Below are 26,893 nucleotides of genomic sequence, written 5' to 3' on the forward strand. Positions count from 1 at the left end.
ATCAGCTCTTGAGGCGTGGTTCCAACCATTTCGCCACGATCAACCTCGGAACCGCCGCCTGCACGCGCTCAGCATCCCGCGCCAGATCGAGCCGCTTCTTCAGCTTCACCTGCGGCACCAAGAGAAAGATCGGCACCGTGGCGCGTCCACGTCCCGTCTTTGAGCGCGATTCCACCCCAAGACCGCGGCTATTCAGCCGCCCATCGGCCACAAGCAAGCTCGGCCCTCGCCGTCGATAGACAAAGCGCAACCGCAACCCGCGGCGTCGCTCCCACTCGCCCGGTGTTAAGGCTTTGCCACGCGTCCCTTTGCCAGCAGCTGGCAGAGGGATGGCCAGCCAGAACCCATCCTTGGACCGGATCAATGGTCCGGTGTCATGCGCCCCTATGATGACAGGTGCCTTCGACCACACCAAGGCTGCGGCGTTCAGGCTTGCACCAGAGCGAGGATAGGTTCGGCTCCGGATGGAATTCGACAATCGTCGACCAAGCCCGGATTGTGCGATCTGTCCGCGCCATGCGGTTTTAAGATCAGATCCAGCCTCGCGCATCGCAGCACTCACGGCCTGTTCACCCGCCTTGAGTTCAGCCGCCATCGCCGCAACCAAGTCAGGGCTGATATCTACGGAGAGTTTCATGCGGGGGTGAGCTCCAAGGTCCAGACCAACCGTTCTCGATCCCGCTGCGGCTCGCCCTGAATAAGGAAGGTCTCCTCTCCAATCAAGATCTGCTCTTGTGGTCGAGGGGCTGGGATATCCGCCACCCGGACATCGATCCGGGTGGTGTCTGACATAAGACGGGCCGCACCAAACGAGGTGATCTCATCTGGGCGGCGCAGGATCCCCCTGGCGCGCGTGAACTGTCCCTCGCTGTCTCGGTGCCAAATCTCAACCGAGAGATTGGCATCGAGGAACAACACACCGAGGGCATCGGCGAAGGCGCTCATCAGGTTCGCTTGGCAGAACGCAGGACCTGCGGCCGGGTGCAAATCGGCAGCGGGTTGCTTTCGATCTCAAGCCGCACCCATTCGTCCCGATCACGATCCGGGATCATGCGCGCGTAGAGTGGCAGACCCAACGTGTTGACCGTCTCGAAGGTGTCGGCCGGCGCATGGTAGATCTCGAAGAGACCCTCGACGCCCTCGGGATAGAAATACGCCTTGTCCGTCGGCACGCCAAAGCCGAGGCCACCGCGATAGCGTCGGAAGGTAATGCCGCCAAAGCTGACTTCCTCGCCCACCCTGCCCCGCAGGTCGGCAGCCGCTGCCGTATTGAGATAGGTCTCACGCACCTCCTTGTGGGCGACCAGATCGGCGAAGAATGCCGATCCACATTCGGCGCGCAGCTGCACCTGTCCGGCCGCGAGCCCGCCGAGGCTATCCTCGACGCTCTCGATCAGCGCCTGGCAGCGTTTGCGCAGGGCGCCGGATGCGGGCGACTGATTGTCGAGGTCGAAGTCCACCTCGGCTGCCGGGGTGATACCGAACTCATTGTAGTAATTGATCACCGTCGCGCCGTCCTTGGGGTCCTTCACCACGCCCTGAATGCCGTTGAAGAGGTGGAACTCGAACGTGGCCTCAGCGTCGTTGCGAAGCCGTCCCATCTTGCGGGCCACCTCGGTCTGCACCTGCTGGGTGGCGGTTTCCGAGCCGAAGTCACGGATACCCTGGATCTCCGAGGCCCAGAGCACGTCCTGCTTCTTGAACTGACGGCAGACAAAGGCACGCATGTCGCGGCGTTCGGGCACCTGCTGTTCATAGGCCGAGCCCCGTTCCGAGAACGGAATCAGCGACAGCGTGCCGTCGCGGCTTTCGATCATCACGGTGCGGCTCCTCACGCCGCGCGACCCAAAGAGGTTTGACCCCGACAAGATCGCTGGCTTGAAGGGAATGTTTTCCAGAGCCCGGGTGAGCTCGATGATGCTGAAGGCGTCGCCTTCAAAGATGTCCATGGTGGCCATGAGCCAGCCTCCTTCGATTTTGGGGATTTGTGTCAGGCTCAGCGCAGGATGATGCCGAGCGCAGCCAAAGCCGTGGTGGCAGTGCTGATCTGGGCCTCGGTCGCGCCCTCGGGCCAGATGATCTCGTGGCGGTTGACGATTGCGGGACCGCGCAGAAACACGACGCCAGGCGCATCGGAATCCGTGGCATCCACGCCGGCCCAGAGAATGCCGGCAGAATTCTGACTGCCGTTCGTCGCGGCAGGTGCGAGCCCGGTGTATTTGCCGCCCGTGGTGATCTTGCCGAGCACGGTGCCGGGCGCGAGCTTTCCCGCCCCAGAGGCGATGGTCACGGTGTCTCGGGTGTAATCGCGCAGCACTTCCCAGACGAGGAAGCCTCCTGCGTGCTTGCCTTCAGTGAGCGTCGTCATGATGCGTTAGCCTTTCGTCTTGAAGGTACGGGCGATCACATCGCCCCAGGATTGGGTGGTGGCCGCCTGCCCAGGTTGGGCATGGGCCGCTGTGATGATGTCGGGAGTGTTCTCTACCTTGGCCGAGAGAAGACGGCTCCGGACCTCGTCGAGGCTGACATCCTCTTCGAGAAGGCAGCCTGCCATCTGCGGCTGACCGGCTAGGCGGCAGAGGTCGATCACGGCGCGCGCATGAGCGATAGCCTCGGCGCGGATGGCAATGGCCTCCGGAGCAGTGTTGTCGACTGCAACACTGCTCTCGGCCGGGCTGGACGGGCGGGTGTTCCCGTCGGAAACACCCGGCTCCTGCTCAAGCGGCGCCGATGGATCCTCTGCTAGCGTGGTGATGTTGTCCTTCCCAACATCACTTTCGGGCACCGCAGGCGGAGTTGCCTCCGTCGGCTGATCTGGATCGTCCTCAGAACCGTCGGGGCCAGCAACGGTTGCTGCGACGGCCTCAATCAGTGCAGGTGGCGCATTGCAGAACCGGTTGATGTCAAAGCGGGCTGCGATGCTCACCGACTCGGCCAACTGCGTGGCCAAACCGGCGTCCAACGCATCTTTGGCATCAAACCAGGTTTCAGCAGAAAGCAAGGCCGCAATCTCCGCCTCGGACTTGCCAGATTTGGCCGCATAGCCGCGCGTCATACTGGCCGCGATCTTATCCAGCGTCCCAGCCATCTCGCGCATATCTTCAGCCGTGCCCATGACAACGCCGCTTGGATCATGGATCATCAGGAAGGCGTTTTCCGGCATGACGATCTCATCGCCCGCCATCGCAATATAGCTCGCAGCCGACGCCGCGATACCATCAATCCAAACCGTGATTTCACCGGCATGCCGCGTCAGCGCGTTGTAGATCGCAACCGCATCAAAGACTGACCCGCCAGGGCTGTTAAGCCGCAGATCAATGGCCGCATCATCGGGCAGCGCGCCAAGCTCAGCCAGAAACCCCTTCGCACTGACGCCGTAAGCGCCAATCTCGTCATAGATCAGCACCTCCGCCCCGGTGTCCCGGGCGCGGATCGTGTACCAACTGTCCATCATTTTACTCCTGATTGGTGGCGCGGTCGGCCGCTGCGGCGCCATCGCCGTTGCTTTGGTCTGTCCCGTCCTCCGGATCGGGACGACGGATCGGTGTGGCTCGCGCACCTTGCGTCTCTCCAGGGCTGGTGCGGTAACTGAGCCCTAGTTGCTTGGTCCGTGCAGCATCGGCCGCGTTCTCTCGATCAACCTCTTCCACATCATACCCAGTGGCCTCGACCACCTTGCGCCGCGAGGTAATGCCGGCCTCCATCGCCAGCACCTGTGCCTGAATGTCTTTCAGCGGATCAACCCAGTCCCAACGCGGCGGGATCCATTGGACAGGCCGTGCCGTAATCGGATCCGTTTCAAGTGCACCAGAGAGCACAGCCGTTTCCAGCCAACGCCGCCAGATTGGGCGGCAAAGTTGATGCGCAATGACGCCGTGCTGCAACTGGCCAATGCGGCGGCGGAACTCGACCAGTTCGGCCCGAAGGCTCGAATAGTTCGCCTGCCGGACATCGCCGGTGACGAGGTGATACGGCAGCCCCAGTGAGGCTGAGACCGCCAAGAGTGTGCGATACTGGAACGCCTCATAGCCACCACCAACATCCGCGGGACTCGAGAACTTCACATCCTCCCCCGGCAGCAGAACCTGCATAGTGCCGGGCTCCAAGCTGGCCAGCGCCGCGCCATCAAGGTCCGCCTCCCCCTCCCCCATCATTGGGTCTTCTGGCGCTGTCTTGGTGATGAAGCCTGCGAACATCGCCGCGGTTTTCTTCCGGTCGAGTTCTGCGTCGTCGTATTGGTCGAGAAGGAACAGCCGCACCATGGCAGGCGCCACATGCGGCAGACCCCGTATCTGCCCCGCATCCAGGGCGCGGTAGATATGCAGCACATCCTCAGCCGGCACACGCACGGTCTCGGGCATCGCCAACCTATGATCGGTGCTGTCGCCCGGGTGGCGGCGACGGAAGTGATAGGCCACACGCCGTCCAATCAAGTCAAACTCAATCCCGCAGCGAATGCGGTTACCGTTCGGGGCGGTTTCCGTTTTTTCGAAGGGCAGCATCTCAGATTGTAGCAACTGCATTTGCAGCGGCACCAACAACCCATCCTCGGCCCGCCGCGGCCGCATCCACACAAAGCACTCGCCCGCCACGAACATTTCCCGCGCCACCATGGCCTGCAGGCCGTAGAAGTCGGTCAACCCATCCGCATCCGCCTCATCCGTCCAAGCCAGCCAGAGCTTCTGGACCTGATCGCGCAGGTCCGCGTCGCCAATCAGCGAGGACGGTTTGATACCATCCCCCACAAGGTTGGCCGCAAAGGCCTCACAGGCGTTCGCCGCATAACCATTGGTCACCACCAGTTCCCGCGATCGCGCCAGCAGCCTTGGGCCGCCGGAGGCGACCAGAGCGTTGATGTTTTCCAGCGGTGGGTTCCAGCCCCGCAAGCGGCGCTTGGCCATCGCCCCTTCCAGACGCGCGCGCATGGCTTCAGGGCCGCCCGGCTTTGGGCGGCGGAACAGGTCGAAGAGTCCCATGCGTTCAGAGCCCCTTGGCCGTTGTCACGCGAACATGCCGCACCATACGCCGGCCCTCGGCCGCTGCGATGTCGCGATCAAGCGCCTCTAGGGCACGGTCGATCTCGGCGACAGAGCGATAGTCGACCGTCTTACCGTCGTAGCTCACTCGCGCCACACCAGAGGCGCGCTGCGTTGAAAGTACCTCGCGGCGTAGACGAAGATCGGTAATTGTCGGCATCCGAATTGACCTCCCTCATTAAATTGCTTCAATAGGCGCAACAATTGAGAGTTCAGCCGACACCATGACCCCAGATGAGATCATGCGCGATCTTGCGCGCGACGACATTTTCCCCAAAGCCGCAATGGCCGAGGCCAGCGACAAGCGTGATGATATGGCGCCTGTTTTCATCGATCTCATCGACCGTCTCACGCGGCAACGCATTCGCGATATGCAGGCTGATGACGTGATGGCACTCATTCCCATCTTCCACTTGCTTGGTGAATGGCGTGAGCCGAGCGCCTATCGGCCATTGCTACAACTGCTCCGACGCCCCACCCACGCTCTCGAGCACCTCCTCGGCGACGCAGTGACCGAGACCAGCTTTCGCGTCATCGCAGGCACATTCGATGGTGACTTGCAGCCAATCTTTGAGGCAGTCGAAGACGATAAATCTGATGACTTTTCCAGAAGTTCTCTCCTCGATGCCCTGGTCTTGATTGCGCAACAGCACTCCGAACAACGCGCGGTCATTGAGGAGTACTTCCGGACGTTCCGTCAACGCTGCCCTAAGGCACAGACTGATGTGCTCACCGGCTGGATTGAAGCTATTGCTGCTCTCGGCATTCCTGACATGTCGCAACCTGTGCGCGATGTGTTCGATCAAGGTTTGATCCCAAAAGAATACTGCAACTTCGAGCATTTTCTCGAGGATTACGAAGCCACGCTAGCTGCCAATGGCACGCTAGTGGGCCAGCGTTACCAGAAAGCTCTGATCTCAGATGCGATCGACGAACTTTCGAAATGGCACAGTTATTCCGCAGAATACCTCGCAGAACAAAATCGGCGCAAAGCCGATAATCTATTGCGGGTTTCGCCATGGACCGAGGCTTTTGTGAACGCCGCAGATAAAGTCGGTCGTAATGACCCTTGTCCCTGTGATAGCGGCAAAAAGTTCAAAAAATGCTGCCTGCAGTGATGCCACCAATAAACCCATTTCTTTCTTAGCCCATGTATGTTGACCGCGCGACGTAGCGGACCTTTGCTTTGCGCGTCGGATTCTGTGCTTTGGTAACGGCCCTGCCCTTTGCCTCAGCGACAGCGAACTGTTCGGCCAATTCCTCCCACCGCGCATCAGACCAGCGGTCAGCCCCGAGAATCCAAGCCGCAGCTCGGGCATAAACCCGACAGTCGAGGGCTTCGTTGCGTTCCCGCAGCTTCTGCCATTCGAGCTTCGCAAAGCCGCGCTTGTTCTTGATCGTGACCAGTTGCTCGGCCGTCAACTGCTTGAGCCATTCGGCGTCGACCCAGCCCGGTAGATGGAGAAAGCCGGGAGGAAACCTCTCCTCCGCCGCCGGGCTGCTGACCTCCGGCGGATCGAGCCGCAGGAAGCGATAGGTCTCGGCCTTGAAGGTCGAGGTCGCGATCGTCCACAGACGTGCCCCTCTTCGCAGACGCTTGCCCGCGATCGTCGCGTCGACAAACGTCGGCCCTGTCACTGGGCTTGCCCGATTAAAGCCCTCAAGGCCTTTGATCGGCGCCACCTGTCCAAACCCCACCTGCCGCGCCCAAGCATAGACAGCGCTGGTCTCATAGCCCGTATCGATCGCCAGTTTGGCGAGGGTCATCGAGATACCACACTCATGCTGCCATGTCCGGCCAAGCAGATCAGAGAGTTGCTGCCAGCACGCCGGATCCCCCGGGCCACCCTCAATCACGATGTGATCGATGAGCCAGCTTTGCAGGCCCCTGCCCCATGCCCAGACATCGATCTCAATCCGGTCTTTCTGCACGTCGACCCCAGCGGTCAGGAACAACCCGCCCGCCGGCACCATGCCCGCGCGCCAATCTTCCTTCAGACCCTGCAGTCGCTGCCAGTCCGGCGCCTCGCCACTTTCCATCCAGGTCTCGCCGAGCGAGGTGTTGACGAAGGTCTTCATGGTCTCGTCGCCGCCCGCGCGCGCCGACAGAAACGCCTTGGCCATGGCCTCAAGCCGGACCCAGGGCGAATAGATTTCGTTCAGGTGGAAGCCTGCAGTCCCATTGAATGGCGCGTCTGCGATCCAGCGGCCCTTCGAGATGGCTGCCCAGCGGGTCTCATCCTTCCACGCGGCATCGCACTCGGCGCAATGGTAGCGCGCGGTTTCTGGACGATGGCCGCCATTCTCGTCCTTGTCCCATTTGACCTGTCCCCAGGTCAGGATTTGGTCGTGGCCACAGGCCGGGCATGGCACCCAGAACCGCCTCTGGTCGCTCTCCTCGAATGCCGCCTCGATCCGGCTCGCGCCCTTGTTCGTCGGCGTGGACACCAGCACGATCTTGCGGTTCCAAAACGTCACTGTCCGCTTTTTCGCGAGGTTGACCGGGTCCCCCTCAGCCCCTGCGCTGAACGGATAGCGATCGACCTCATCGCACAGCAGCAAGCGGATCGGCCGGCTCGCAAGGCCAGAGGGCGCATTTGCGCCCACGATGGTCAGATGCCCGCCCGGGAACCGCTTGTGCAGGATCTTGTTGTTGCCGTCTCGCGACTTCGGATTAGCGATCTTATCCTGCAAACACGGCGTATCCCGCGCCATCGGTGAGAAGCGGTCCTTCGACCAGGTTTCCGCGTCGCGCTCGGTCGGCATCACCACCATGATCGGTGCCGGGTCCTGATCGATGTGGTAGCCGACGGCGTTGTTGACCATCTCCGTATTATGCGTCGGGATCATGGTCCGCCCCGCCAGATAGAGCCGGTTTGGGCTATCGACCTGAATGCAGCGCACAGGCACGCTCTCAACCGGCTCGACAGCGACAATACGGCGCCGCTCGGTTTCCGTTGTCCGCCGTCCCTCACGGGAGACCTGGCGCGCCCGCTTCCTAGACAGTCGGAACACTGGCGTGTCGTCATAGATCATGAAGGAGAACCGCGTCGCAGGGTTTCCAAGACGTCGTTCGCCGTCAACCACCACCGTCGGCTGTTTGTCGACGGCAGTAAACTTGATGCCCAAGGAGGCCAACAATTCGCCAAAGCCATCCGCCAGGCGTCGGTGAATGGTGATGAACTCGCAGCGGCCGCATTCCGCGATGTAGCCGTCGGTATCCATCAGCCCTTGCAGAAGGGCCATGCGCTGATCTATCGACGCGCGCAGGTAGGCGGGCGGTATGTGTTTGCCGGTTTCTGGCGTCTTCCGATCCTTCGCCAGCCCCATCTCCCGCAAGCGCAGGCTGAACGGCTTGCCCTCCTCTAGAACAGGATCAACCGCAGAACCGTGCTTCCATTGCATCGAGAACTGCCGCCCACATTCCGCGCACTTTCCATTTCCGTGGCGACCCAGCACATTCATGTCATGCCCGCGGCGGCAGATATGCGCTGGCCAAGGCAACGTCGGCTTCAGTGTCAGGATGTGCGGAAACCGCCTGTCCTTCGACGTCACCTCAACCTCCATGCCGCATGCGTGCAGATGGTCGGCGATTTCCAGATCATCACGATGACAGGTGATCTGCGAGCCGTAGCTGTGGCCGTCCCCAAGCCAGACACCAAGGGCATAGGGTGGAATCGGTAAGGCCTGTTCGGGCAGCTGCAGCGCACCGGCCACAGGGATGGCATATCGGTTCCGCTTTTTCGCGCCGTAGTAATGCGCGGTTTCAGCAATCTCCTTCGTCGTCAGGACCGCCCGGTGGATCGTCATGGAACAGGTCCCTCATCGCGTCCTGCGCGCGCACTGGTGTGTCGCTGTCAACCGCCCAGAGGTGATCGGCATCGGCGATGATCGAACTGCCGTCTGAAAACCGCACGCGGTAGCAGCGCCGATTGAGCATCACATCCGTGGCGCCCGTGACGCGGCACGGCGCGCCAGTTTCGTCAAAAAGGATGTCGCCCACCTGTACGTCGGCCATCGTGGTCCAGCCGGTAGGCGTCGCTAGCGGCGTATCGAGCGCCAGCGCCTTGCCCACCTGTGAACTGGACATGATCACGACGGTTTCGGTGGCGGCATCAGAGACCGCTTCCATGATCCCACGCTGGTATTCCGCGCGGCTCGTGCGCCACTGGCCCGGCTCGGCGCTGGCCTCAGAGCTCAGACGGCGGTTCTGGTCTGCCCAATCGCTGATCGTCAGGTCCGGCGGCGGCTTCAGAACTGCCAGTGCCTTCGCCACTGTCCGTTTCAGGATTGGCGACCCCTTCAAGATCAATGTCGGCTTCAAGTTCAATGTCTGGCTGCGCGAGATCATCGAGCACCTCGCGGATCGCAGTGCGGATCAGGGTCCGGGTATCTCCGACGGTGGGTTGGTCAAAGGCCTGTGGCGCCAGCCGATCCGGCAGCGCCAACAGGCGGGTTCTCAGAAGCGCAAGCACGGCGATCCAGGCTGCCTCAATCTGGTCCGCTGCGATCAGCGAGTGGCGCTTTTCCTCGGCTTCCATTTCAGCGAGGTTCGCCCGCGCTCGGATGAACCGCGCACGTTCGGCGGCATAGTCTGGCGCACCGGCCTGCGCCTTGACGGCCTGGTCGCGCAGATAGCGGACATAGCCGCGCACAGAGCCGATCAGGTCATACTGCCCACGCTCGGCCTTTGGGATCACACCCTCGCGGCTCAGTTGCTGCACCCGCCGTTCCGAGAGATCGAGGAGTCGCGAGATGACGCTGATGGGTTGGGTGGCGTTTGACATAGTGCGCTCCCCCCTCCCCTCAACACGATGACACCCAGAGGAAAAACATGTGTCATTGCGGTGACTCTTGACGCGGACGTCAACCCCACGCCTTGCCCCCGGAAAGCCAAACATCAAAGCTTATTCACGAGGATTCGCCTGTATGAACCCTCGCTCCATGACGCCTCTCTGCTCGGCGTCATGTGCCTCACAACTGGGCCAGCCATGTGCTGGCCCTTTTTTATCCGCCCGCCTTTAAAGCAGCGCGGATTTGCGCTTGGCTGAGCCCAAATTGGCGCGACAAAACAGCTGGCTTAACCCCGGCCTTTACAGAAGCTTGGATCAGGTTGATCTGGGATTGCGTTAAGCCCTCAACTTTTTGAGCTGGCTTCCGCTTGGGCTGTGCGGGCTCCATTAGAGGCTTTGCCATCAAAGAATTCCGGCGATCCAACTCAGCCGTCACAGCACGCGAAAGCGCTGAAAGCTCCCCATCGGAGAGATATTTGAGCGCCACATCAAGATCATGGGGCAACATACGCCGCTCAGGAGAGCGTGTATCCTCTACATTAGCGGCCGCCTTGGCGGCATCTAAAAGCGGTGTATCTTGCGACTGCGTTTTGGACATAAGGCAAACTATCGCCGACTCCACGACGCGCAGCAAGCTGGTTAAATAGCCGCCGCAGAGCGAACGATCGCAACAGGCTGACGATCGTGAAGATCCCGCCCATCGCAAGATTTTGTCCCAACGTTGTTTGCAGCCCAAAGATCGGAAAGATCAGGATCTGCGTCACAACCGCGACGCCATAGCCGACAATCACGTTGGTGATAGCCTCGACCAAAGACATGAGGCGGGACTGGTTCATGCAGCCTCGCGCTCGGATTTCAGGGCATCGAACGTCTGCTCGTCACCTTCAAGAATGGCCTGCTTGCCTGTGAATTTCTGCCAACGCGCAACCGCCACATCGACGTAAGCCGGGTTTAGCTCAATTCCGAGACAAACACGGCCCGTAGTCTCGGCCGCGATCAGCGTCGTTCCTGATCCCATGAAGGGTTCATAGACCGCCTGCCCAGGGCTCGAGTTATTCAGAATTGGCCGGCGCATGCATTCCACGGGCTTCTGCGTCCCGTGAACGGTTTTTTCGTCCTGATCCTTGTTTGCAATATGCCAGAGCGTTGTCTGCTTGCGATCCCCCGCCCAATGGCCTTTGCCGGTCTTTTTGACAGCGTACCAGGCCGGTTCATGCTGCCAGTGATAATCTCCACGGCTCAGAACCAACCGTTCTTTGGCCCAGATGATCTGGGACCGGATGGTGAAGCCTGCGACCTCGAGACTTTCGGCGACTGTGGCCGCATGTAGCGCCCCATGCCAGACGTAGGCGACGTCGCCGGGAAAGAGCGCCCAGGCCTCGCGCCAGTCGGCCCGGTCATCATTCAGCACCTTGCCAGTACGCTTGGTCTTGGCCGCACCTGCCTGGTTGCGCCAGCTGGGATCATATTCCACACCGTATGGAGGATCTGTGCACATCAATAGTGGTTTGACCGCGCCAAGCAGCCGTTCGACATCCGTGGCGACCGTGCTGTCACCGCAGAGCAGCCTGTGATTGCCGAGAAGCCAGAGATCGCCCGGGCGGCTGATCGGCTCCTCCGGGGTGTCGGGAATGTCGTCTTCACCCTCCTGCGGACCGGTGCCTTCCTCGAGGCTCGACATCAGAGCGTTCAACTCATCCTCGGTGAAGCCGGTCAGCCCGAGGTCAAAATCCGCCTCCAGCAGGTCAGCCATCTCAAGGTTAAGCAGGTCCTTGTCCCACTCCGCGTTTTCGCTGGAGCGGTTGTCCATGATCCGGAAGGCCCGCGCCTGGGATGCCGTCAGCCCCTTGGCGACATGCACCGGCGCGGTTTTGAAACCGAGCTTGCGGGCCGCTTCAAGACGGGTGTGCCCGGCGAGAACAACCATCGCCTCGTCCACGACGATGGGTTGGCGCCAGCCAAACTCTTGGATCGAGGCCGCGACCGTGGCGATAGCCTCGGCGTTGTTCCGCGGGTTGCGCGCATAGGGAATGATCTGCTCAAGCGGCAGGTCGACAACGTCCATGGGAATGTCCTTGAATTTGGCCTGAAACGAAACGGGGTCAGCGCGCGAAACGAACCGAAGGTCCGCGAAAGCGAAATGGGGTCAGACCCCCGTTTCGTTTCAAAGGGGTTTTACGAGCCTTCAGGCCCAGTGTTTATTGGGGTTCGCGTCAAAACGAAACGAAACGGGTATTTTCCGCGATGTCACTGGGAAAGCCTCGCGCCTCGCCCCCCCGAATACGGTCACAAACAGGAAGGACCCGTTCAATTTCAATGGGTTACGCTATGCAGCATTTTCAGAGGAGACAGTTTTTTCGGAAACCCGGTCACCAGTTACACCCCCACAAACCCGTTCAAACCGACACGGCTCTCTTAGCCACACGAAGGTCATCTTATCTGTTTTATAGCGCCTCGCTCGGTATCTGTCTTGCTTTACGATGTCTCACCGAAAAATGTCTCACTTGCACGAGAGGACTTGACAGGGCGGTCACAACGCAACCGCCCGACGCTCACACCGTCTGCCCGATCACGTACTCCATCGACCGCTTGCGCGGCACGGGTCTGCCGTTGAGCTTCCAGACGATCACGGCAAGCCCATACTCATGACGCCGGTGTGCCGTAGCCCGGCTGATCCCGTGGTGCCAGGTAATCCGCTTCCAGGGCTTGCGGTTGGCTCGAGCCCAGAGGATCTGTGCGATGTCCTTGTCCATCCACCGCAGCCACAGCAGCGCCTCATCCGCTTCCGTGATCATCCGCGGTGAGGGCAACGGTTTTTTCATCCTCGGCTCCTGGCCTACCTGATCAGCGAAGGTCGAGATGTATTCAGGCCAGGCGCTGACGTAACCCTGCGGGCGGACCGGCGGCAGGGATTTCATGACCTCGGCCGCGAGCTCAAGCCGGTCAGCCACCATAGCGCGTGTCCAGTCATCGGCCATGGCGCACCTCCCCTGTTGGGCGTGGCCCGTAGAGTTTTGTGCCCAATTGCTCGACCAATTCACGTTCCGGCCAGGTCAGGCGTTGATCGTCGACGCTGACAGCCAGCACACCTTGTTCGTGCCAACCGTCCCGTTTGACCTGATCGGGATCACGGCGGTGTCCGCCATAGCCTCTGGGTGTAAACCTCATGCCACACCTCCCCGGGTCTCGATGGCCCAATGCAGGATGGCAATGGCATCGGCTTCATTGTCATCAGTGGGGCTGAACCCGCGCGCCTGGGCGGCGGCGATCATGGCGACCTTGTTGGCGTTGCCCTTGCCGGTGGCGTGACGCTTGATGGTGCCGACGGGCACGCCCTCATAGGGAATGCCCCTTAGCTCGCCCCAACTGGTCAGTGAGGCCATGAGGCCGCCATAGACATGGGCTGCGTCAGTACCAGCGTGGCGGCGAACTTCTTCGAACCAGATCGTTGCAATCGGTCCAGACAGCCGATCAAGTTCCGTGAGCCAGTTGGTGAACCGCAGATAGCGCATACCACCGCCATCGTAGCGACCGGGTTTGAACGACGCTGTCCCGCTGGTGATCAGGCCGTCAAAGCCACGGATGGCCCAGCCGGTGGTGGTGCCCAGATCAAGGGCAAGAATGGTGGAAAGGGTCATGCAGACCTCCTCTTCGATTTGATGAGCAAGGCGAGAGGGCTGGCCGGTGAAGGCTGCGGTCTCGCCAGGCCCCGAAGGGTGGTCTGGTCAGGTCAGGCGCGGGGCGACGAGGCCGCCCGGCGGATTGTTCTAGGTTTCAAAATGGGTCAAATGAAGATTTACTCCACCTAACCCGTTGACCGACATGCGTATTATATAATTATTCAATTATTATATATTACATAAGGTAGGTCATTCTCTTTTAATATCGCGCGCGTACACGCGAGGGGAATAGGTATCCTCTTGAAAGATTGAAGGACGTGAGGGATCTCACTTTTTCCATAAATTCTAGAGCCTTATGCATTATCAAGGTTCCTTCTGACTGATTTTGCGCCCTGAAGCATCTCGCCATGGGCCATGCCACTTGGCCAACCTGTACACCATGGCCTGCTTGGTCGATGAGCCGCGCATGCCCGTCGTGACATCCCCGCTTTCGATCAAGGTCAGCAGGATCTCATCACGGTCACGCGACTTGAGCCATTGCGAGGCGCGCGTGATTTCAGATTTGGCGATGCCTTTCGCACCTGCCGCCCGGATAATCTCCTTCAACCGCTTCAAATGCGCTTCTGTCTCGGTGTCAGCGACATGGCGTTCAACAGCCTCCATGGTCCGCCGCGCATAATGGCGCACAAAATCGATCGCCCAGTCTGCTGCCGACAGATTGATCTCAGGGTTTGTCGGATCGCGCCCAACCGCCACAATCAGCGCCAGTTTCAACGCATTCTCCCCAATACGGGCCAGGATCGCCGTGAAGGCTGTTCCGCTTGCCGCGCGCAACTCACCCGTCAACTCTGCGCTGAGCAGCCGAAACCGGGCCCGTGCCTCCTCAGTCATGGGCACGATAGTCGGGTTCACAGCTGTGTTCTGATCGGCTGTCTTGCCCGCAAGATTGCCTTTCTGGTGCCCACCCCCGGAGGCCACGCTTCGCAACCCTGCGATCAGCGCGGGATCGGCTTGGCGCATGCCCACAGCGATATTCTCGTCCGGATAATCCTCATCACTGGGCAGGATCAGGAAACGTGCGAGCGAGCCGTCGACGACGTTTGCGCCCTGCAATGCGCCCCAAAAGTGCAAAGGCGTTGTGGTGCCATATACACTCAGGCAGGGTTGATTGATATCCCGCCGCTCGTTTGAGCCATCACGGTTGGCATATTCCGCACCAAGGAAAATCCCACCCGCGGCCGTGTAAAGCTCGGTCATATTGTCGAGGATTTCGGTGATGTGGCGTGGACTGCGCCGCCGGTCGGCCGCCGCTGCCAAGAACATACCAAACTCATCGATCTGGAAGAGGATCGCAGGCTGGCGGTGCAGCGCGGTCAAAAGCCCCGCGCCGGAGGCGATCTTGTTGCCACCGAGATGATGGGCCAGCCCCGCCTCGAAAAAGACCTCGTTGATGATCTCGCGGGCGTGGTTCTTGCCTGATCCGCTATCCGCAATGCCCACGACATACAGGTTCGAGCGCAGGTTACTCTCGGTGCGATACTGCCGTCCCATGAGCGCACCAATCGCGCAAAGGCTCGCACCGACTGACAACAACGGCTGAGGACGCCGGGCTGTCGACAGCATGTAATCGGTCAAATCACCCACTAATCCATCCGGTATGGCCAGCGTGAATGTCGAGGTGGCCGAAGGTTCCTCATCACCCTCGGACTGTTCTCCCAGCTTGGACAACAGCCCCGCCGCTGGATGCTCGCCATCGGAAACAGTGGCCCCATCAAGGCGCAGATCGCTTCCCGGCTGCCATCCGCGCTCCATCGCGAGATGATAGATCGTGCCGGCACCAATCCGGTCGGGTTTGAAGCTGGCCCAGGCCTTCGTTGTGGTGCTGGGCACGTCCTTGGCCGCCTGCGCTGACCAGCCAGCAAAGATATCGCCCCCAGCCTCACCAAGCGCGCCCTTCAGCGCCATGCCAATCCGTACCCAGCTGTCGTAATCCAACTCTGCATTTGGCAGCCATTTCAGCGCGGCTTCAATGGCAGGCAATGTCCCCATCTGGCTATGGGCCTGCAGGTGCTCCGTTCCTGTTGATCCTGTCGCAAGGCCACGTTGACGCAAGTCCTCGGGCAACAGCGCATAGGCCTCATCGAGAAAGGCGCGTGCCATCTCTGCGGTGATTTCAGGCAGCTCCGTGATATCGAGATCAGCCAACCCTTCCTCTGGCCAGGCATAGGGCGCGCCCGTGTCCGGGTGGTTGGCGTAGGCCACGAACTGCTGACCCAGACAAAGCACCTCCAGCGGATGACGCTTAATGCCCCGGAATGGGGTTTCTGTGCGATAGATCAGCATCCGCTTTGGCGCCTTACCGATGCGCAGTGCGGGCGTATCTCCCAGCCGTTCACGCGCCAATTGCTCGATCCGAAGCGCAAGTTCTGCGTCCTCAACAACGTCGATATCGACGGCCGCAACCGCACCGCCAACAAGCCCGACGCCACACTCGGGCCAGGCCGACCACGTCGTCACCTCCACCTCCGTGGTCGGGCGCTCGGTGTGCCGGTTCCATTCTGGATAGTCCGCCCACGCCCCACGCTTGAACTGCCCGGGCTTTTTGGTACCCGGGCCGATTGGCAGGATGCCATAGCCATTGGTGACCAGCCGTGCGCCGAACCGCGCCATGTACGATGTCTCAGCCATCAGAACGGCACCTCCGGGGTCATGGCGTCGAGCCGGGTGCGGTCTTGTCCCGCCAGCGCGCGCAGTTGATCGCAATATCCGGTGATGACCGCATCAAGAAAGCGATCCCACTCGGTCACAGTCAGGGTGGCGAGATCCGATTTGCCGATACTCTCGAGGTATTCGCCACCATATTGGCCGCCAACGCTCATGGCCTGCATTTCATTTGGGGTGGGATCGATCATACCTGTCCTCCTGTGACAGATGTCCTGGCAGGTGCGAGAACAGAGGTGTCTGCGGCTTTGGTCCCGCCGTTTATCCGAGACAATGAATGTCGGGTTGAACCAACCAAACCCACGAGGTTCCCGGTGGCAGACGGCGCAGAGGCCGGAGTGGATGTGGCGCATGGATCAAACCTGTAGCCGGAGATTTCAAGAAAGCGGCCCGATGGGCGCACCGAGATCGCGGTTGGCCGGGTCAGTTCCCCCGCCTGCGCAATGGCATCGTCGACAGTGTGCGGCATCGGGCAGCCCGGCGCGCGCTTGCGCCACCACTCGAGCGCCTTCTGGCGCGCATAGCCCTGATGCTCGACACAGACCCATTCGTTGTAGGACTTCAGCCCGCAGCTATAGGTGACCTTCATTGAGGGGCGCCCGCCGCGCTTGTCATGACGGCTGTAAGACACACCATGGACCGGCAGCCACTCAACCTTCGGCGACAAAACCGGAAGCGTGGCCGCTGTGGGGGCGATTTTCACCTCGCGTGCCGGGAAGACATAACCACAGTCCGAGCATTCCGTTGCCGAGAGCGCGATGATGCTGTCGCACTCGGGGCAGACCTTTGTGGGTGCCTCCCCACCCCCGCCATCGCCCGGGCGTTTGGGGCGGACCAAATCAATTGGTCCATGGCGACGCACATTGCCCGCAAAGTCGAGCACCAAGCAGTTTTCCTTGTCCGGAGCCAAGCGCGTGCCGCGACCGACCATTTGGACATAAAGCCCTGCGGATTTGGTCGGGCGCAGCAGCGCGATGAGATCGACGGCCGGCGCGTTGAACCCGGTCGTCAACACCCCCATTGAGGCCAGTGCGCGGATTTCACCACGCTTGAAGGCCGCGATGATGGCATCGCGCTCCTCCTTTGGAGTGTCCCCAAAGATCGTGCGGCAGGTGATACCTTGACGCGTGAACTCTTCGGCCACATGGCGTGCGTGATCCACGCCTGAGCAGAACGCCAGCCAGGATTTGCGGTCTTTTCCATGGGTGATGATCTCGGTAACGGCCGCACGCGTCGTCGCGTCCTGATCGACTGCGGCTGCCAGATCACGTGCAATGAAGTCCCCTGCACGTGTACCAACCTTCGAGACGTCGAGCCGCGTATTGGGCTGTTTCGACACCAGTGGGCTAAGATAGCCTGCATCAATGAGATCACGCACCGGCGCCTCATAGGCAATGTCAGTGAAGAGTGCGTCCTTGCCCTCATGCAGCATGCCGCTGCCCGTTCGGAACGGCGTGGCCGTGAGCCCGATCACCTTCAGCGCAGGATTGATCGCCTGCAGAGCGTCCAGAAAGCGTCTGTACATCGTGCTGGAATTGCCCGGGATCAGATGGGCCTCATCAATCAACACCAGATCGGTGTGGCCGATTTCATGAGCGCGGCGATGGATTGATTGGATGCCGGCAAACAAAACACGGGCCTGCGCCTCGCGCTTGCCCAAGCCCGCCGAATAGATGCCCGCCGGTGCCTCTGGCCAAAGCCCGATCATCTCAGCATGGTTCTGGGCGATCAACTCGCGCACATGGGTCACGATCAGGATGCGCTGATCCGGCCACGCCTTCAGCACTCCTTCGATAAAGGACGCCATGACGAGCGACTTGCCGCCGGCTGTTGGAATGACAACCAGAGGGTTACCCTTGTTGGTCTTAAAATAGCTGTAGATCGAAGAGATCGCAGCGTTTTGGTATGGGCGCAGGGTCAGCATGGCGCGGCCTCCGTGACACGGGCGTCATTTGACCAGGAGGAGCCATCAGCCATGCGGTAGGTGACGATATCCTCCCCCGCATCGATGACCTCACCCGGCACGAGATCGGGGATGAAGAGATGTTTGCCGCAGGCGGCGCGCTGCTCAGAAGGCGCCAGCATTCTGTCATGGCGTGCGCAGTGCCATCCACCATCAACGGCCGTAGAATGCAGACAAGACCGACAGGTCACAGCGGCCCCACCGCCCTCATGACAGGCGGCATGGTGATCGCAAAAACGGCATTCAAACCAAGCTGGGTCTTCGCTGATCCGCGCAGGCGGGTGTTGAGCAAAGATAACCCGGCCAGCCTTTTCCAGAAGGCGTTCGGCCGTGGCGCTGTCGGCCTCGATCCGCTCGATGTGCAGCGCGTCCGTGTTCTTGCAGACCGCCATGTAGAGCGCGCGGGTGATACCGGTCAGGCGCATGTAGATCTGCATCTGCGCGGCATGCTGCGGCTTGGACAGCACGACGCCCTTGGCGGTCAGCTCAGAGAAGCTCTTGACCCCATGGGTCTTGAACTCGAGCACATGCCAGGTTTTCGGCGCCTCAAGCAGTCCAAGGGCGACGCCATCGAGCGAGCCACCAAAATGACCGCCATGGGCCTCCACGCGGATTTGCCGTCCTGTTTCGGGGTCTAGTTCCAAAACAGTGGCCCCTGTGGCGCGCAGGTTGCGCACCATACGGTCCTCTTCCAGCTGGCCGGTCTCAAACAGACGCAGCAGGCGGCCGGAAAAGCGTGACGGCGTCACCCAGCGGAAATCATACCAGAGCGCGCGAGCGCAAGATTTACCGATGATGGATGCACCGAGATGGTCACGGAAGCCATCGCCTTGGCGGGCCTCATAATCGGCGTAGATCGCCGTCAGCGTTGGCGTGGGTGGTGCGGGAAGATCAGCCATCACAAGCCCTCCCGTTCGCTGCGGGCTTGGGCCTCGGCCAGAATCCCGCTCCAAGTGTCAGGGTCATGGCGCTCGCGCAGGACGCCGATCAGAGCATCTTTCAGCTTTTCACGGCGACGACGGCCGGTGCCTTTGGCAAGCAATTCTGCCCGTTCACGGCACAGGTGGCGCAGCGCGGTCCGTGCCCGGTGGAACCAATCAGGGTCGATGGGCTTTTGCCCCCGTTGGCGTGCCAGATCAGCAGTCGCAATCTGCGTGCGGATCTTGGCAATATCGTCGTCGAGTTCGATCAACCGGCGCTGGTCATCAGGCAAGCCGGGGCTGATCGCGGCCCGAGGGGCCGCGTTATGCAGGTCAGTCATGGGAATATCCTTAGATGGGGTTGGACGCTGCCCCGTCAGTCAGGGATGCGGAGCAGCGCGATTGATCAGCCCTTCTTGTTCCAGGGCGCAGAGGCCATCTTGGGCGGTGCGGAAGCGGCCTGCGTCGGGGTCGGTGCTGAAGGGGTTGCAGCAGGCTTTGCCGCAGCGGCCTTGATACCCGCACCTTCAGGCGGCAGATAAGCAATCGCGTTGCTCTCGCCGTAGCCGTTCTTCGGCGGCTTGACCTTCACCTGGATCGTCATCGGGATCAGGTGCAGCTCCTCGCTGTCGCTCACATGCATCCGGCCCGTCGCATGGCAGATTGCCGACAGCGTCCGCTGTGCGATCTCGACCGTGGTGGGGTTCGGGTTCACGAGGTTCAGCTGATCAAAGATCTTCCGGCCTTTATGCTGGCCGTCCAAAATATCCAGCATCAACCAGAGAAACTGGCCCATACCGTTGCGGGTCACACGCATTTCGCTCTCGACGATTTGAGCGCGGTATTTACCTGCAGGCAGCAGCTCATAGGGGGTGGTGGGTTCAACGCTTGTGGCGTCAAAGGACGTATCAAAACGTGCCATGGTCATATCCTTTCAAGGCAATCATTGGGATTGGGGCATGGCTGCGAGAAACTCTGACCACGCGAGCGGTAGCGTGTCCGGCAGGCCGTAACGGTTTTTGGCGAGGAAGGCGGGACGCTCTTCGGTGTGCATGACGCGCGCACCGGACCCGAGCGCCCGGGTCACCTTCTTGTTGAAGCCGACATCGGATTTGGCGACCGAGATCTGGTAGTTGGCAAACAGGACCACATCAGAATGCTCCTGCAGCAGCGCGGAGGCGCGGGTCTGCAGCTTGATCACATACCGATCGTAAGGCTCATGCTCGGGGCTATCGAACCGCTTGATATCCGTGTGAGCAATTTGGATGACCACCATGCCTTTGCGGTCGCGCAGCGCATTCAGCTTATCGAGGTATTCGCGCCAGATGGTCAGCGCCTCGGCATAACCCTTGCCAAAGCCCGGGGTTTCGATCGACTGCCAGCCATTGCGTTTGCACGCCTCAGCCCAGATCAGCGGCTCAAGCCAGTCGACGCTGTCCACGACGACGGTGCCGTAGTCGTGATCCTCATTCAGAAGCGCGTCGAGCGCTTCGGCCACTTCGGCATAACTTGTCGCCAATGGAAAATGCGGGACCTGCAATTTGCCCAGGCCATCCTCGGTCATGAGGAAGACGGGGCGGTCAGCGTCAGCGGCAAAAGTGGATTTACCCACTCCGGCCACGCCGTGGATCAGGATACGCGGTGGCTGGAGCGCCGAACTGGTGCGCAAAGATGCAAGAGAAATGGCCATCAGCGCAGCTCCTCGCCAAGCACCAAGCGGAACTTGGGTTTGCCGGTCCGGACCGTACGCGCAGGCTCAAAACCCTTGCGCCAGCTTTCTGGCAGCGCCGTGTATTTGCACTCGGACACCTTTAACGTGGTCTCGATGAACTCGGCCGGGTCTTCGCCAGCCGAGGCGATGTTTTCTGCGATCTGGGCGAGTTGCGCCTGATCCCAATCAATCCGTTTCGCCAGGTCAGCGATTACGGTGTAATAGCTGTCAGCCAGCCGCACGGTACCGGTGTCCTTGCCACAAGCGCGCCGCGCTTCGGCGGCACGCGTGGCGTAGCGCACCTCGAGGGCAGCGTTGAACCGGACAGTCGCGGCTTTCAGCTGTTTTCTCGCGTGATCAAGCTCGCCTTGAAGGGCAGCCAGCAATTCGATCGGCATCTGTGCCAGATCGTCAGTCGCCATGTTGAGCATGTCATCCACGCTCGGGGTGTTGTGGGGGTAGCTCATGTGAGGTTCCTTTCTGGAGTAGGTTCAAGCCGCTTCTGCGGAATGAAGTGTGGCGGTTTCAGCGCCCTGCGGTGCTCTGGGCCGCGCAATCGCGAGATAAGAAAACCGGTCCGGGCCAAGGCGTTCTTGGACAAGATGAACAAGGCCTTGCGCCTGCGTTCTGAAGGCCCGTTGCCCAAGCAGCGCAAGCTCCTTGCGCTCTTCTTCCAAAAGCTGCGAAAGCCCCGGAAACGTGTCGAGAGCGAGGAACCCGCGGTGGTATTCCAACCGGTCGCCAGGCAAGGCTTGCGCAATCCAAGCACAGAATTGGATCTCCGTGAGCGGCGCCTTTTGCCTAAATGTCGTGTGCATGGTCATGCTGATGTCTCCTTGTGTTTCTATTACTCAGGCGTCGCGCAAACTGTCCCAGCTCGGGCCAAAACCCGATAACGCCAACTGCGGGCGGAGGCGGTGAATGCGACGGTAAATGCCGGAGCGGCTGGCAAAGCCGCTGCGTGTCAGGCTTGCTACCGAGCCTTGAGACAAAGCCAAACACAGCAAGCGATCACATGGCCTCAAAGACCTCGTTGCCTTTCCCAGACAGAGACGTTCATGAAGAGCGGCCTGCTGGCTCGCATAGGGGGAGAGCCAATCAACGGGCGCAGACCCGTCATCCAAGCAGGACAATGGCAACATTGTGCCACCTTGCGCGGTGAGCGCCTCACAGTGCCGTTTCGCCAGCCTGCTGGACTGGTGGCGCAACACAATCGTGGCAAAGCTTAAAAGGCTGCCTCGTGCTGGGTCATACTTTGGCAACCGCGCAAAGAGATCGACCAATAAGTCCTGTTGCAGATCTTCGGCCATATGATCCGGCAGCCCAAGTTTGCGCTGCAGACGGCGCCCCTGATTTGCAGCGCGTCGAGCGAGCCTCAAGATGTCGCCTCGGCTCAAGGCCTGCCGAGCAGTGGGTCCAGGTTGCGCTCCAAGGCCGGAATATTTCTCTGGTGTGTTCATTTGGATCTCCATCGTGTTGATGGAGATGTTTTGCCAAAGAGTTGGTATGCAGACGTCCTACACTTGGGACGGAAATGACGATTTTTCCATCACCCTGATCTTCAACCAAAATCTTTGCCGCGTGCAGGCAAACGCGAACCAGCGCGAACCAATGCATACCAAAAACAAACCAGTTACATACGAATCCCCCCAAGCGATTAGACATAAAAAAACCCGCCGGAAACGCGGCGGGACACATTGCAATCGGCTGAGATAACTTAGCTTTGCACTCGCTCAAGCCACTCGGAAAAATTCGGGTCCAGCATGTAATACCCCCTGCGGCGCGGTACCGCATATAGCAGGTCCCGCCAATTGGTATGGCGGCTGAACAGGCTCCCAACCCGCGTGCAGGCCGTACCGACAGAATCAAGCAGACGCAGGTGATGGACTTGTATCGTGCCCCTACAATATTCCTCGTACATAAACCGGAGCACTTTAGCCTGAGTGTAGGAGAAGGCGTAAGATACATCTCGATATTGAAAGTGCCTGTAATCAAATGGAATATCGCAATATTCTTCACCCACCGCCGTACCCTGCCCCACCATGGGTATGATATTTTCCACACGCACGAGCGCGTCATGCCACGTCAATTGGAGCCCCGCTTCCGTCTGGATCTGCGCATATTCTGAATTGGGCATTATCACCTCCCAGACCGTCGCAGAGCCTTGACTCACCAGGTCAAAAGCTGCGCCCGCATGGAGATCCACCACACCTGTATACACATCACGTGCCCACGGCACCCGACAAGCCAGCCCATCGATATTCTCCTCCCAGGTAAAAAACTCAACCGGTCTTGCCACTAGCCGAACTGATAAACACAACTCCCCCTTGCCGACTTTTTCCCGGATATCCGCCGGCGTTATGTCAAACTCCTCGATCAACTCATCGAGCTCTAAGCAATCCCTTTCAATCAGCATGGCGCCATCCCCCAAACCGCAATATGTTCCTCTTATGTTCGTATTCGCTTGACGCGAGCCGATCAATCCTGTTTTTTCCAATCCAGACAGTTCACTGGGGATAATCTTGGGGATAACCATCCATGTCCATCATGTTAAGCGAACGGCTTCGGGCGCGTATCAGCCAGCTGGGAATGAATGTTGCAGAAGTCGCGCGTGATGCGGATGTTAATCGGTCTTTTGTCTATGACATTCTGCGCGGGCGCTCTCAAACCCCCAGTCTGGAAAAGCTGAAGCGGGTTGGCGACATCGTGCGAGCGAGCCCGGAATGGCTCTTGACGGGGAAAGGCGACATTGAAGGTGATGATCCCATCACGGAAGATTACCATAATGATTTTGTCGTCATTCAGTCCGTCTCTGCGCGCGCGTCAATGGGCGGCGGCATACAGATCGACCATGAGCCGTCTCGTGGCCGAGATTATCACTTTCGCAGGGCGTGGATCCGCGATCGTTTGGGCGCGGCGCCATCAATGCTGCGCATTATGGCGGTCGACGGTGATAGCATGGTGCCCACATTACATGCGGGCGACACGGTCTTGGTCGATCTCAACCAGCGCAGCCCCAAACCGCCAGGGGTTTTTGTCCTCAATGATGGTATGGGGTTGGTGGCCAAGAGGCTCGAATATATCCCGATGAGCGACCCGCCCATGATCCGTATCATGTCAGATAATCCTCAGTACACGCCCTATGAGTGCCTTGCTGACGAGATTAACATCGTTGGCCGTGTGCGTTGGTTTGGTCGCGAAATGTAAAACGGGACGTTTTTGACAATACACCCACACCCCCGATACTAAATCGAAATCAAGCCGTGCAAACAGAGAGGCGATGGATCAAATGGAAATCAGCGGAAAAGTAATTGAGGTTCTTCCAGTAAAATCAGGCCAATCGGCAAATGGGACCTGGCGCAAGCAAGAGTATGTTTTGGAGACTGAGGGCCAATATCCGCGCAAGGTCTGTTTCATGGCTTGGGGCGATAAGATTGACCAATTTGAAATCAAACATGGCGAGCAAATCTCCGTAGCGATCGACCTGGAAAGCCGTGAATATAACGGGCGTTGGTACACGGATGTCAAAGCCTGGAAGGTCTCTCGTGACGGCGACAGATCCTATGCAGATGCCGCTCCATCGTCCGCAGATATCTCGACATATCACTCAGCACCGCCATTGAATGATGACATCCCCTTCTGAGGCCAGCCAGCTGCCCTGGGACGTTTTTTGGAGCCATTGAGTAATATTTAGGGGCAACCACATGGAAGCTCCTAAATGAAACGTCCAAACCCCCTTCACCCCGACCGCATGACGGCACATGAACGCCGCACAGAGCTTTATGGCCTGCTAGCCACGGCCGTTGTGCGCCTCACGGGACGCGATCGCGACGATCTATCCAAGAATGCTGGAGACAGTTCGCTACACTTACCGCGCAAACAGAGCGGTACTGCAACTCCAACTCAGAGGAGATCTGCATGACCACACAAGACCCCATCCTGGCACGCTTGGCTGCCTTGAAATCCATGTCTGTCAATGACCTGAAGGCCGAATGGCAGGCGCTGTTTAATGCGCCGGCCCCAAACAACAGCCGCACATTCTTGGAAAGCCGCCTCGCATATCGGATCCAAGAGCTGACCTATGGTGGCCCGGACAAGCAAACGCGCCGCCTGCTGGACCTGCTGGCCGACGAAGTCGAGGGCACGCTGACGCGCAAGGGCCAGATTGCCGACCCCCGGAACCCCGTGGTGGGCACCAAGCTCGTCCGCGAATGGGATGGCACCGCTCACACCGTGACCGTGCTGAAGGACGGCTTCGATTGGGGCGGGCAGCGCTACAAATCGCTCTCGGCTGTTGCCCGGGCCATCACTGGCACCCGCTGGAACGGCTATCGCTTCTTTGGGCTGCGCGAGCGGAAGCGGGGTGAGGCATGACAGACGTTCCGACAAAACCCACCCGCCGCCTGCGCTGCGCCATTTATACCCGCAAGTCGAGCGAGGAAGGGCTCGAGCAGGAGTTCAACAGCCTGCATGCTCAGCGGGAAGCCTGTGAGGCTTACATTACCAGCCAGCGCTCCGAAGGCTGGGCCTTGGTGCGCGATCAATATGATGATGGCGGCATCTCCGGCGGCACGCTGGAACGGCCTGGCCTGAAGCAGTTGCTGTCCGACATCGAGGACGGCCTGATCGATGTGGTCGTGGTCTACAAAATCGACCGTCTCAGCCGCTCGCTTATGGACTTTTCAAAGCTGGTCGAAGTGTTCGATCGGAACGGCGTCACCTTCGTTTCCGTCACCCAGTCATTCAACACCACGACGTCCATGGGGCGACTGACTTTGAACATCCTACTCAGCTTCGCACAGTTCGAGCGCGAGGTCACCGCAGAGCGTATTCGCGACAAGGTGAAGGCCTCCCGCATGAAGGGTATGTGGATGGGCGGCTATGTGCCCCTCGGTTACGATGTCGTCGACCGTAAGCTGGTGGTGAACGAAGATGAAGCTGCCAAGGTCCGCATGGTGTTTGAACGTTTTGTGGCAATAGGATCCGCGACTATTCTGGCCCGCGAGTTGCGCAGCGAGGGGTTCCGCAACAAGCAAGGCACGCTGATTGATAAAGGCTACCTCTACCGCCTGCTCAACAATCGTGTCTATCGCGGCGAGGCCGTCCATAAAGGCAAATCCTATCCCGGTGAGCATGATGCCATCATCGACCCTCGGCTTTGGGATCAGGTTCATGACATTATGGGCGAAAGCCCCCGAAAGCGAGCCAACAATAGCCGGGCGCAAACACCTGCGCTGCTGAAGGGCTTGCTGTTCACTGCCACCGGCGCGGCAATGACCCCATCCAGCACCAAGAAGGGCACGCGTCGGTATCGCTACTACGTGTCGATGGACCTTCTTAAGAACCGCGAAACGCCTGAGGACGGCATCCCGCGACGTTTGCCGGCTGACACCGTTGAGGCTGCTGTCATCACGGAAATCTGCCGTGTCCTGCGCACGCCAGAAACCACGGCACAGGTCATTGCCGCGCTGGACCGCGAGGATATCGCCGAGGCAGAGGCCATCGAGGCGCTCCAGCACTTCCCCAAGCTTTGGGATCAGCTCTTTCCGGGCGAACAGGCCCGCATCATTCAGCTTCTCGTCCGGCGCGTCACAGTGACCGCTGAAGGCCTCGTGATCGACTTGCGGACCGACGGGATAGCCGGTGTCATGCGGGAGATGATGACCCCGCGCCAGCTGGAGGCTGCGGAATAATGGCTGCACCCGACACCATCCAGGTCTTCGTTCCTCTCAAGCTGCGGAAGAAAAACGGGCGGCCCAAAATCATGCCGCCCGCCGATTACCTGCCCAGCGAGGATAACATCCAAGATCCGCATATCCTGCGTGCCATCGGACGCGCATGGGCCTGGCGACGTCGGATGGAAGCCGGAGAGTTCGGCACAGTGCGCGACCTGGCAATCGCCGTGAACCTTGCAGAGCGCCATGTCAGCAGGCAGCTGCGGTTGGCATATCTCGCGCCTGAGGTCTTGAAACGACTGGTGTTTCGGCGAGAGGTATCTGCCGTGACCGTGATGCAGCTGTCAGAGTGTGCGGGCTTGCCTTGGGCGGATCAGGCTGGCGTGGTGTTTGGGGCACCGAATTAACGCAAACGGCCCTGAGCCGACCTCCGCCGTCAGGTGCGATGCCGTAA

General features: G+C 60.0%; 33 protein-coding genes. 6 read left to right on the forward strand and 27 right to left on the reverse strand.

The genetic code is table 11. The features are described from left to right. Position 1: 1 nt before the first annotated feature. The 7 genes from JZI28_RS10440 to JZI28_RS10470 are packed head-to-tail and all read right to left on the reverse strand — an operon-like array spanning position 2 to position 5,124. Complete coding sequence (locus tag JZI28_RS10440) at positions 2–637, reverse strand: DUF6441 family protein (RefSeq protein ID WP_375697534.1); 636 nt, start codon at positions 635–637, stop codon at positions 2–4. Continuing rightward, the gene (locus JZI28_RS10445; protein ID WP_375697535.1) at positions 634–945 is read right to left on the reverse strand and encodes a hypothetical protein; all 312 of its coding nucleotides are present in this window, start codon (positions 943–945) and stop codon (positions 634–636) included. The genes JZI28_RS10440 and JZI28_RS10445 overlap by 4 nt, the downstream gene beginning before the upstream one ends. Further along, entirely contained in the window at positions 945–1,958 is a 1,014-nt protein-coding gene (locus JZI28_RS10450; protein WP_375697536.1) for a major capsid protein, read from the reverse strand. Before JZI28_RS10450 ends, JZI28_RS10445 begins: the two co-directional genes overlap by 1 nt. Before the next feature lie 38 nt (positions 1,959–1,996). Further along, on the reverse strand, positions 1,997–2,368 hold the full coding sequence (locus tag JZI28_RS10455; protein WP_375697537.1) for a head decoration protein: 372 nt from the start codon (positions 2,366–2,368) through the stop codon (positions 1,997–1,999). A 6-nt stretch (positions 2,369–2,374) separates the two neighbouring features. After that, complete coding sequence (locus JZI28_RS10460) at positions 2,375–3,451, reverse strand: head maturation protease, ClpP-related (protein WP_375697538.1); 1,077 nt, start codon at positions 3,449–3,451, stop codon at positions 2,375–2,377. A gap of 4 nt (positions 3,452–3,455) precedes the next feature. Next, positions 3,456–4,976, reverse strand: a complete 1,521-nt coding sequence (locus tag JZI28_RS10465; RefSeq protein WP_375697539.1) for a phage portal protein — start codon at positions 4,974–4,976, stop codon at positions 3,456–3,458. A gap of 4 nt (positions 4,977–4,980) precedes the next feature. Further along, positions 4,981–5,124 carry a phage head-tail joining protein gene (locus tag JZI28_RS10470; RefSeq protein WP_375697540.1) on the reverse strand — a complete coding sequence of 48 codons (144 nt, stop codon included), beginning with the start codon at positions 5,122–5,124 and terminating at the stop codon, positions 4,981–4,983. A 136-nt stretch (positions 5,125–5,260) separates the two neighbouring features. Here JZI28_RS10470 and JZI28_RS10475 point away from each other — a divergent pair, with 136 nt between their 5' ends. Further along, a complete protein-coding gene (locus JZI28_RS10475) occupies positions 5,261–6,154 on the forward strand; it encodes a DUF1186 domain-containing protein (protein ID WP_375697541.1) in 894 nt (297 codons plus the stop codon). A 25-nt stretch (positions 6,155–6,179) separates the two neighbouring features. Here the strand turns inward: JZI28_RS10475 and JZI28_RS10480 are convergent, their stop codons facing one another. From JZI28_RS10480 to JZI28_RS10575, 20 genes are all read right to left on the reverse strand, one after another. Beyond that, positions 6,180–8,846, reverse strand: a complete 2,667-nt coding sequence (locus JZI28_RS10480) for a terminase gpA endonuclease subunit (protein WP_375697542.1) — start codon at positions 8,844–8,846, stop codon at positions 6,180–6,182. Then, entirely contained in the window at positions 8,803–9,312 is a 510-nt protein-coding gene (locus tag JZI28_RS10485) for a phage terminase large subunit family protein (RefSeq protein WP_306345408.1), read from the reverse strand. The genes JZI28_RS10480 and JZI28_RS10485 overlap by 44 nt, the downstream gene beginning before the upstream one ends. Next, positions 9,227–9,823, reverse strand: a complete 597-nt coding sequence (locus JZI28_RS10490) for a hypothetical protein (RefSeq protein ID WP_058243020.1) — start codon at positions 9,821–9,823, stop codon at positions 9,227–9,229. The genes JZI28_RS10485 and JZI28_RS10490 overlap by 86 nt, the downstream gene beginning before the upstream one ends. 220 nt (positions 9,824–10,043) lie before the next feature. Beyond that, positions 10,044–10,337, reverse strand: coding sequence for a hypothetical protein (locus JZI28_RS10495; protein WP_058243021.1), 294 nt, complete (start codon positions 10,335–10,337; stop codon positions 10,044–10,046). 31 nt (positions 10,338–10,368) lie between these two features. Next, positions 10,369–10,665: a hypothetical protein gene (locus JZI28_RS10500; RefSeq protein WP_370701665.1), complete on the reverse strand. Its 297-nt coding sequence runs from the start codon at positions 10,663–10,665 to the stop codon at positions 10,369–10,371. Next, entirely contained in the window at positions 10,662–11,894 is a 1,233-nt protein-coding gene (locus JZI28_RS10505) for a DNA modification methylase (protein WP_375697543.1), read from the reverse strand. The genes JZI28_RS10500 and JZI28_RS10505 overlap by 4 nt, the downstream gene beginning before the upstream one ends. A 487-nt stretch (positions 11,895–12,381) precedes the next feature. After that, a complete protein-coding gene (locus JZI28_RS10510; protein ID WP_375697544.1) occupies positions 12,382–12,807 on the reverse strand; it encodes a DUF6362 family protein in 426 nt (141 codons plus the stop codon). Continuing rightward, positions 12,797–12,997, reverse strand: a complete 201-nt coding sequence (locus JZI28_RS10515; RefSeq protein WP_375697545.1) for a hypothetical protein — start codon at positions 12,995–12,997, stop codon at positions 12,797–12,799. The genes JZI28_RS10510 and JZI28_RS10515 overlap by 11 nt, the downstream gene beginning before the upstream one ends. After that, a complete protein-coding gene (locus JZI28_RS10520; RefSeq protein ID WP_375697546.1) occupies positions 12,994–13,467 on the reverse strand; it encodes a crossover junction endodeoxyribonuclease RuvC in 474 nt (157 codons plus the stop codon). The genes JZI28_RS10515 and JZI28_RS10520 overlap by 4 nt, the downstream gene beginning before the upstream one ends. Positions 13,468–13,812: 345 nt before the next feature. Next, positions 13,813–16,137: a DUF3987 domain-containing protein gene (locus JZI28_RS10525; protein WP_375697547.1), complete on the reverse strand. Its 2,325-nt coding sequence runs from the start codon at positions 16,135–16,137 to the stop codon at positions 13,813–13,815. Further along, a complete protein-coding gene (locus tag JZI28_RS10530) occupies positions 16,137–16,361 on the reverse strand; it encodes a DUF6511 domain-containing protein (protein WP_375697548.1) in 225 nt (74 codons plus the stop codon). The genes JZI28_RS10525 and JZI28_RS10530 overlap by 1 nt, the downstream gene beginning before the upstream one ends. Beyond that, on the reverse strand, positions 16,358–18,094 hold the full coding sequence (locus tag JZI28_RS10535; RefSeq protein ID WP_375697549.1) for a DEAD/DEAH box helicase: 1,737 nt from the start codon (positions 18,092–18,094) through the stop codon (positions 16,358–16,360). Before JZI28_RS10535 ends, JZI28_RS10530 begins: the two co-directional genes overlap by 4 nt. Continuing rightward, the gene (locus tag JZI28_RS10540) at positions 18,088–19,032 is read right to left on the reverse strand and encodes a hypothetical protein (RefSeq protein ID WP_058243103.1); all 945 of its coding nucleotides are present in this window, start codon (positions 19,030–19,032) and stop codon (positions 18,088–18,090) included. The genes JZI28_RS10535 and JZI28_RS10540 overlap by 7 nt, the downstream gene beginning before the upstream one ends. After that, complete coding sequence (locus JZI28_RS10545; RefSeq protein ID WP_375697550.1) at positions 19,032–19,394, reverse strand: hypothetical protein; 363 nt, start codon at positions 19,392–19,394, stop codon at positions 19,032–19,034. Before JZI28_RS10545 ends, JZI28_RS10540 begins: the two co-directional genes overlap by 1 nt. A 65-nt stretch (positions 19,395–19,459) precedes the next feature. After that, the gene (locus tag JZI28_RS10550) at positions 19,460–19,975 is read right to left on the reverse strand and encodes a DUF669 domain-containing protein (protein ID WP_375697551.1); all 516 of its coding nucleotides are present in this window, start codon (positions 19,973–19,975) and stop codon (positions 19,460–19,462) included. Positions 19,976–19,996: 21 nt separating this feature from the next. Further along, entirely contained in the window at positions 19,997–20,743 is a 747-nt protein-coding gene (locus JZI28_RS10555; RefSeq protein WP_375697552.1) for an ATP-binding protein, read from the reverse strand. After that, the gene (locus JZI28_RS10560) at positions 20,743–21,231 is read right to left on the reverse strand and encodes a hypothetical protein (RefSeq protein ID WP_375697553.1); all 489 of its coding nucleotides are present in this window, start codon (positions 21,229–21,231) and stop codon (positions 20,743–20,745) included. The genes JZI28_RS10555 and JZI28_RS10560 overlap by 1 nt, the downstream gene beginning before the upstream one ends. 24 nt (positions 21,232–21,255) lie before the next feature. Beyond that, positions 21,256–21,588 (reverse strand): hypothetical protein, encoded by a 333-nt coding sequence (locus JZI28_RS10565; protein ID WP_375697554.1) that lies wholly within the window; start codon positions 21,586–21,588, stop codon positions 21,256–21,258. A gap of 27 nt (positions 21,589–21,615) precedes the next feature. Further along, on the reverse strand, positions 21,616–22,074 hold the full coding sequence (locus JZI28_RS10570) for a sigma factor (protein ID WP_375697555.1): 459 nt from the start codon (positions 22,072–22,074) through the stop codon (positions 21,616–21,618). Positions 22,075–22,481: 407 nt separating this feature from the next. Next, entirely contained in the window at positions 22,482–23,300 is an 819-nt protein-coding gene (locus JZI28_RS10575; protein WP_375697556.1) for a hypothetical protein, read from the reverse strand. A gap of 2 nt (positions 23,301–23,302) precedes the next feature. Here JZI28_RS10575 and JZI28_RS10580 point away from each other — a divergent pair, with 2 nt between their 5' ends. The 5 genes from JZI28_RS10580 (at position 23,303) to JZI28_RS10600 (ending at position 26,846) form a co-directional block, all read left to right on the forward strand. Beyond that, positions 23,303–23,971 carry a S24 family peptidase gene (locus JZI28_RS10580; protein WP_375697557.1) on the forward strand — a complete coding sequence of 223 codons (669 nt, stop codon included), beginning with the start codon at positions 23,303–23,305 and terminating at the stop codon, positions 23,969–23,971. 73 nt (positions 23,972–24,044) lie between these two features. Next, positions 24,045–24,407 (forward strand): DUF3127 domain-containing protein, encoded by a 363-nt coding sequence (locus JZI28_RS10585; RefSeq protein WP_375697558.1) that lies wholly within the window; start codon positions 24,045–24,047, stop codon positions 24,405–24,407. 275 nt (positions 24,408–24,682) lie between these two features. Next, the gene (locus JZI28_RS10590; protein WP_173495939.1) at positions 24,683–25,138 is read left to right on the forward strand and encodes a DUF2924 domain-containing protein; all 456 of its coding nucleotides are present in this window, start codon (positions 24,683–24,685) and stop codon (positions 25,136–25,138) included. Further along, a complete protein-coding gene (locus JZI28_RS10595) occupies positions 25,135–26,457 on the forward strand; it encodes a recombinase family protein (protein WP_375697559.1) in 1,323 nt (440 codons plus the stop codon). The genes JZI28_RS10590 and JZI28_RS10595 overlap by 4 nt, the downstream gene beginning before the upstream one ends. Further along, complete coding sequence (locus tag JZI28_RS10600) at positions 26,457–26,846, forward strand: hypothetical protein (protein ID WP_375697560.1); 390 nt, start codon at positions 26,457–26,459, stop codon at positions 26,844–26,846. The genes JZI28_RS10595 and JZI28_RS10600 overlap by 1 nt, the downstream gene beginning before the upstream one ends. Positions 26,847–26,893: the final 47 nt, after the last annotated feature.

Source organism: Pseudophaeobacter sp. TrK17, from assembly GCF_042192375.1.
Lineage (GTDB): Bacteria > Pseudomonadota > Alphaproteobacteria > Rhodobacterales > Rhodobacteraceae > Pseudophaeobacter.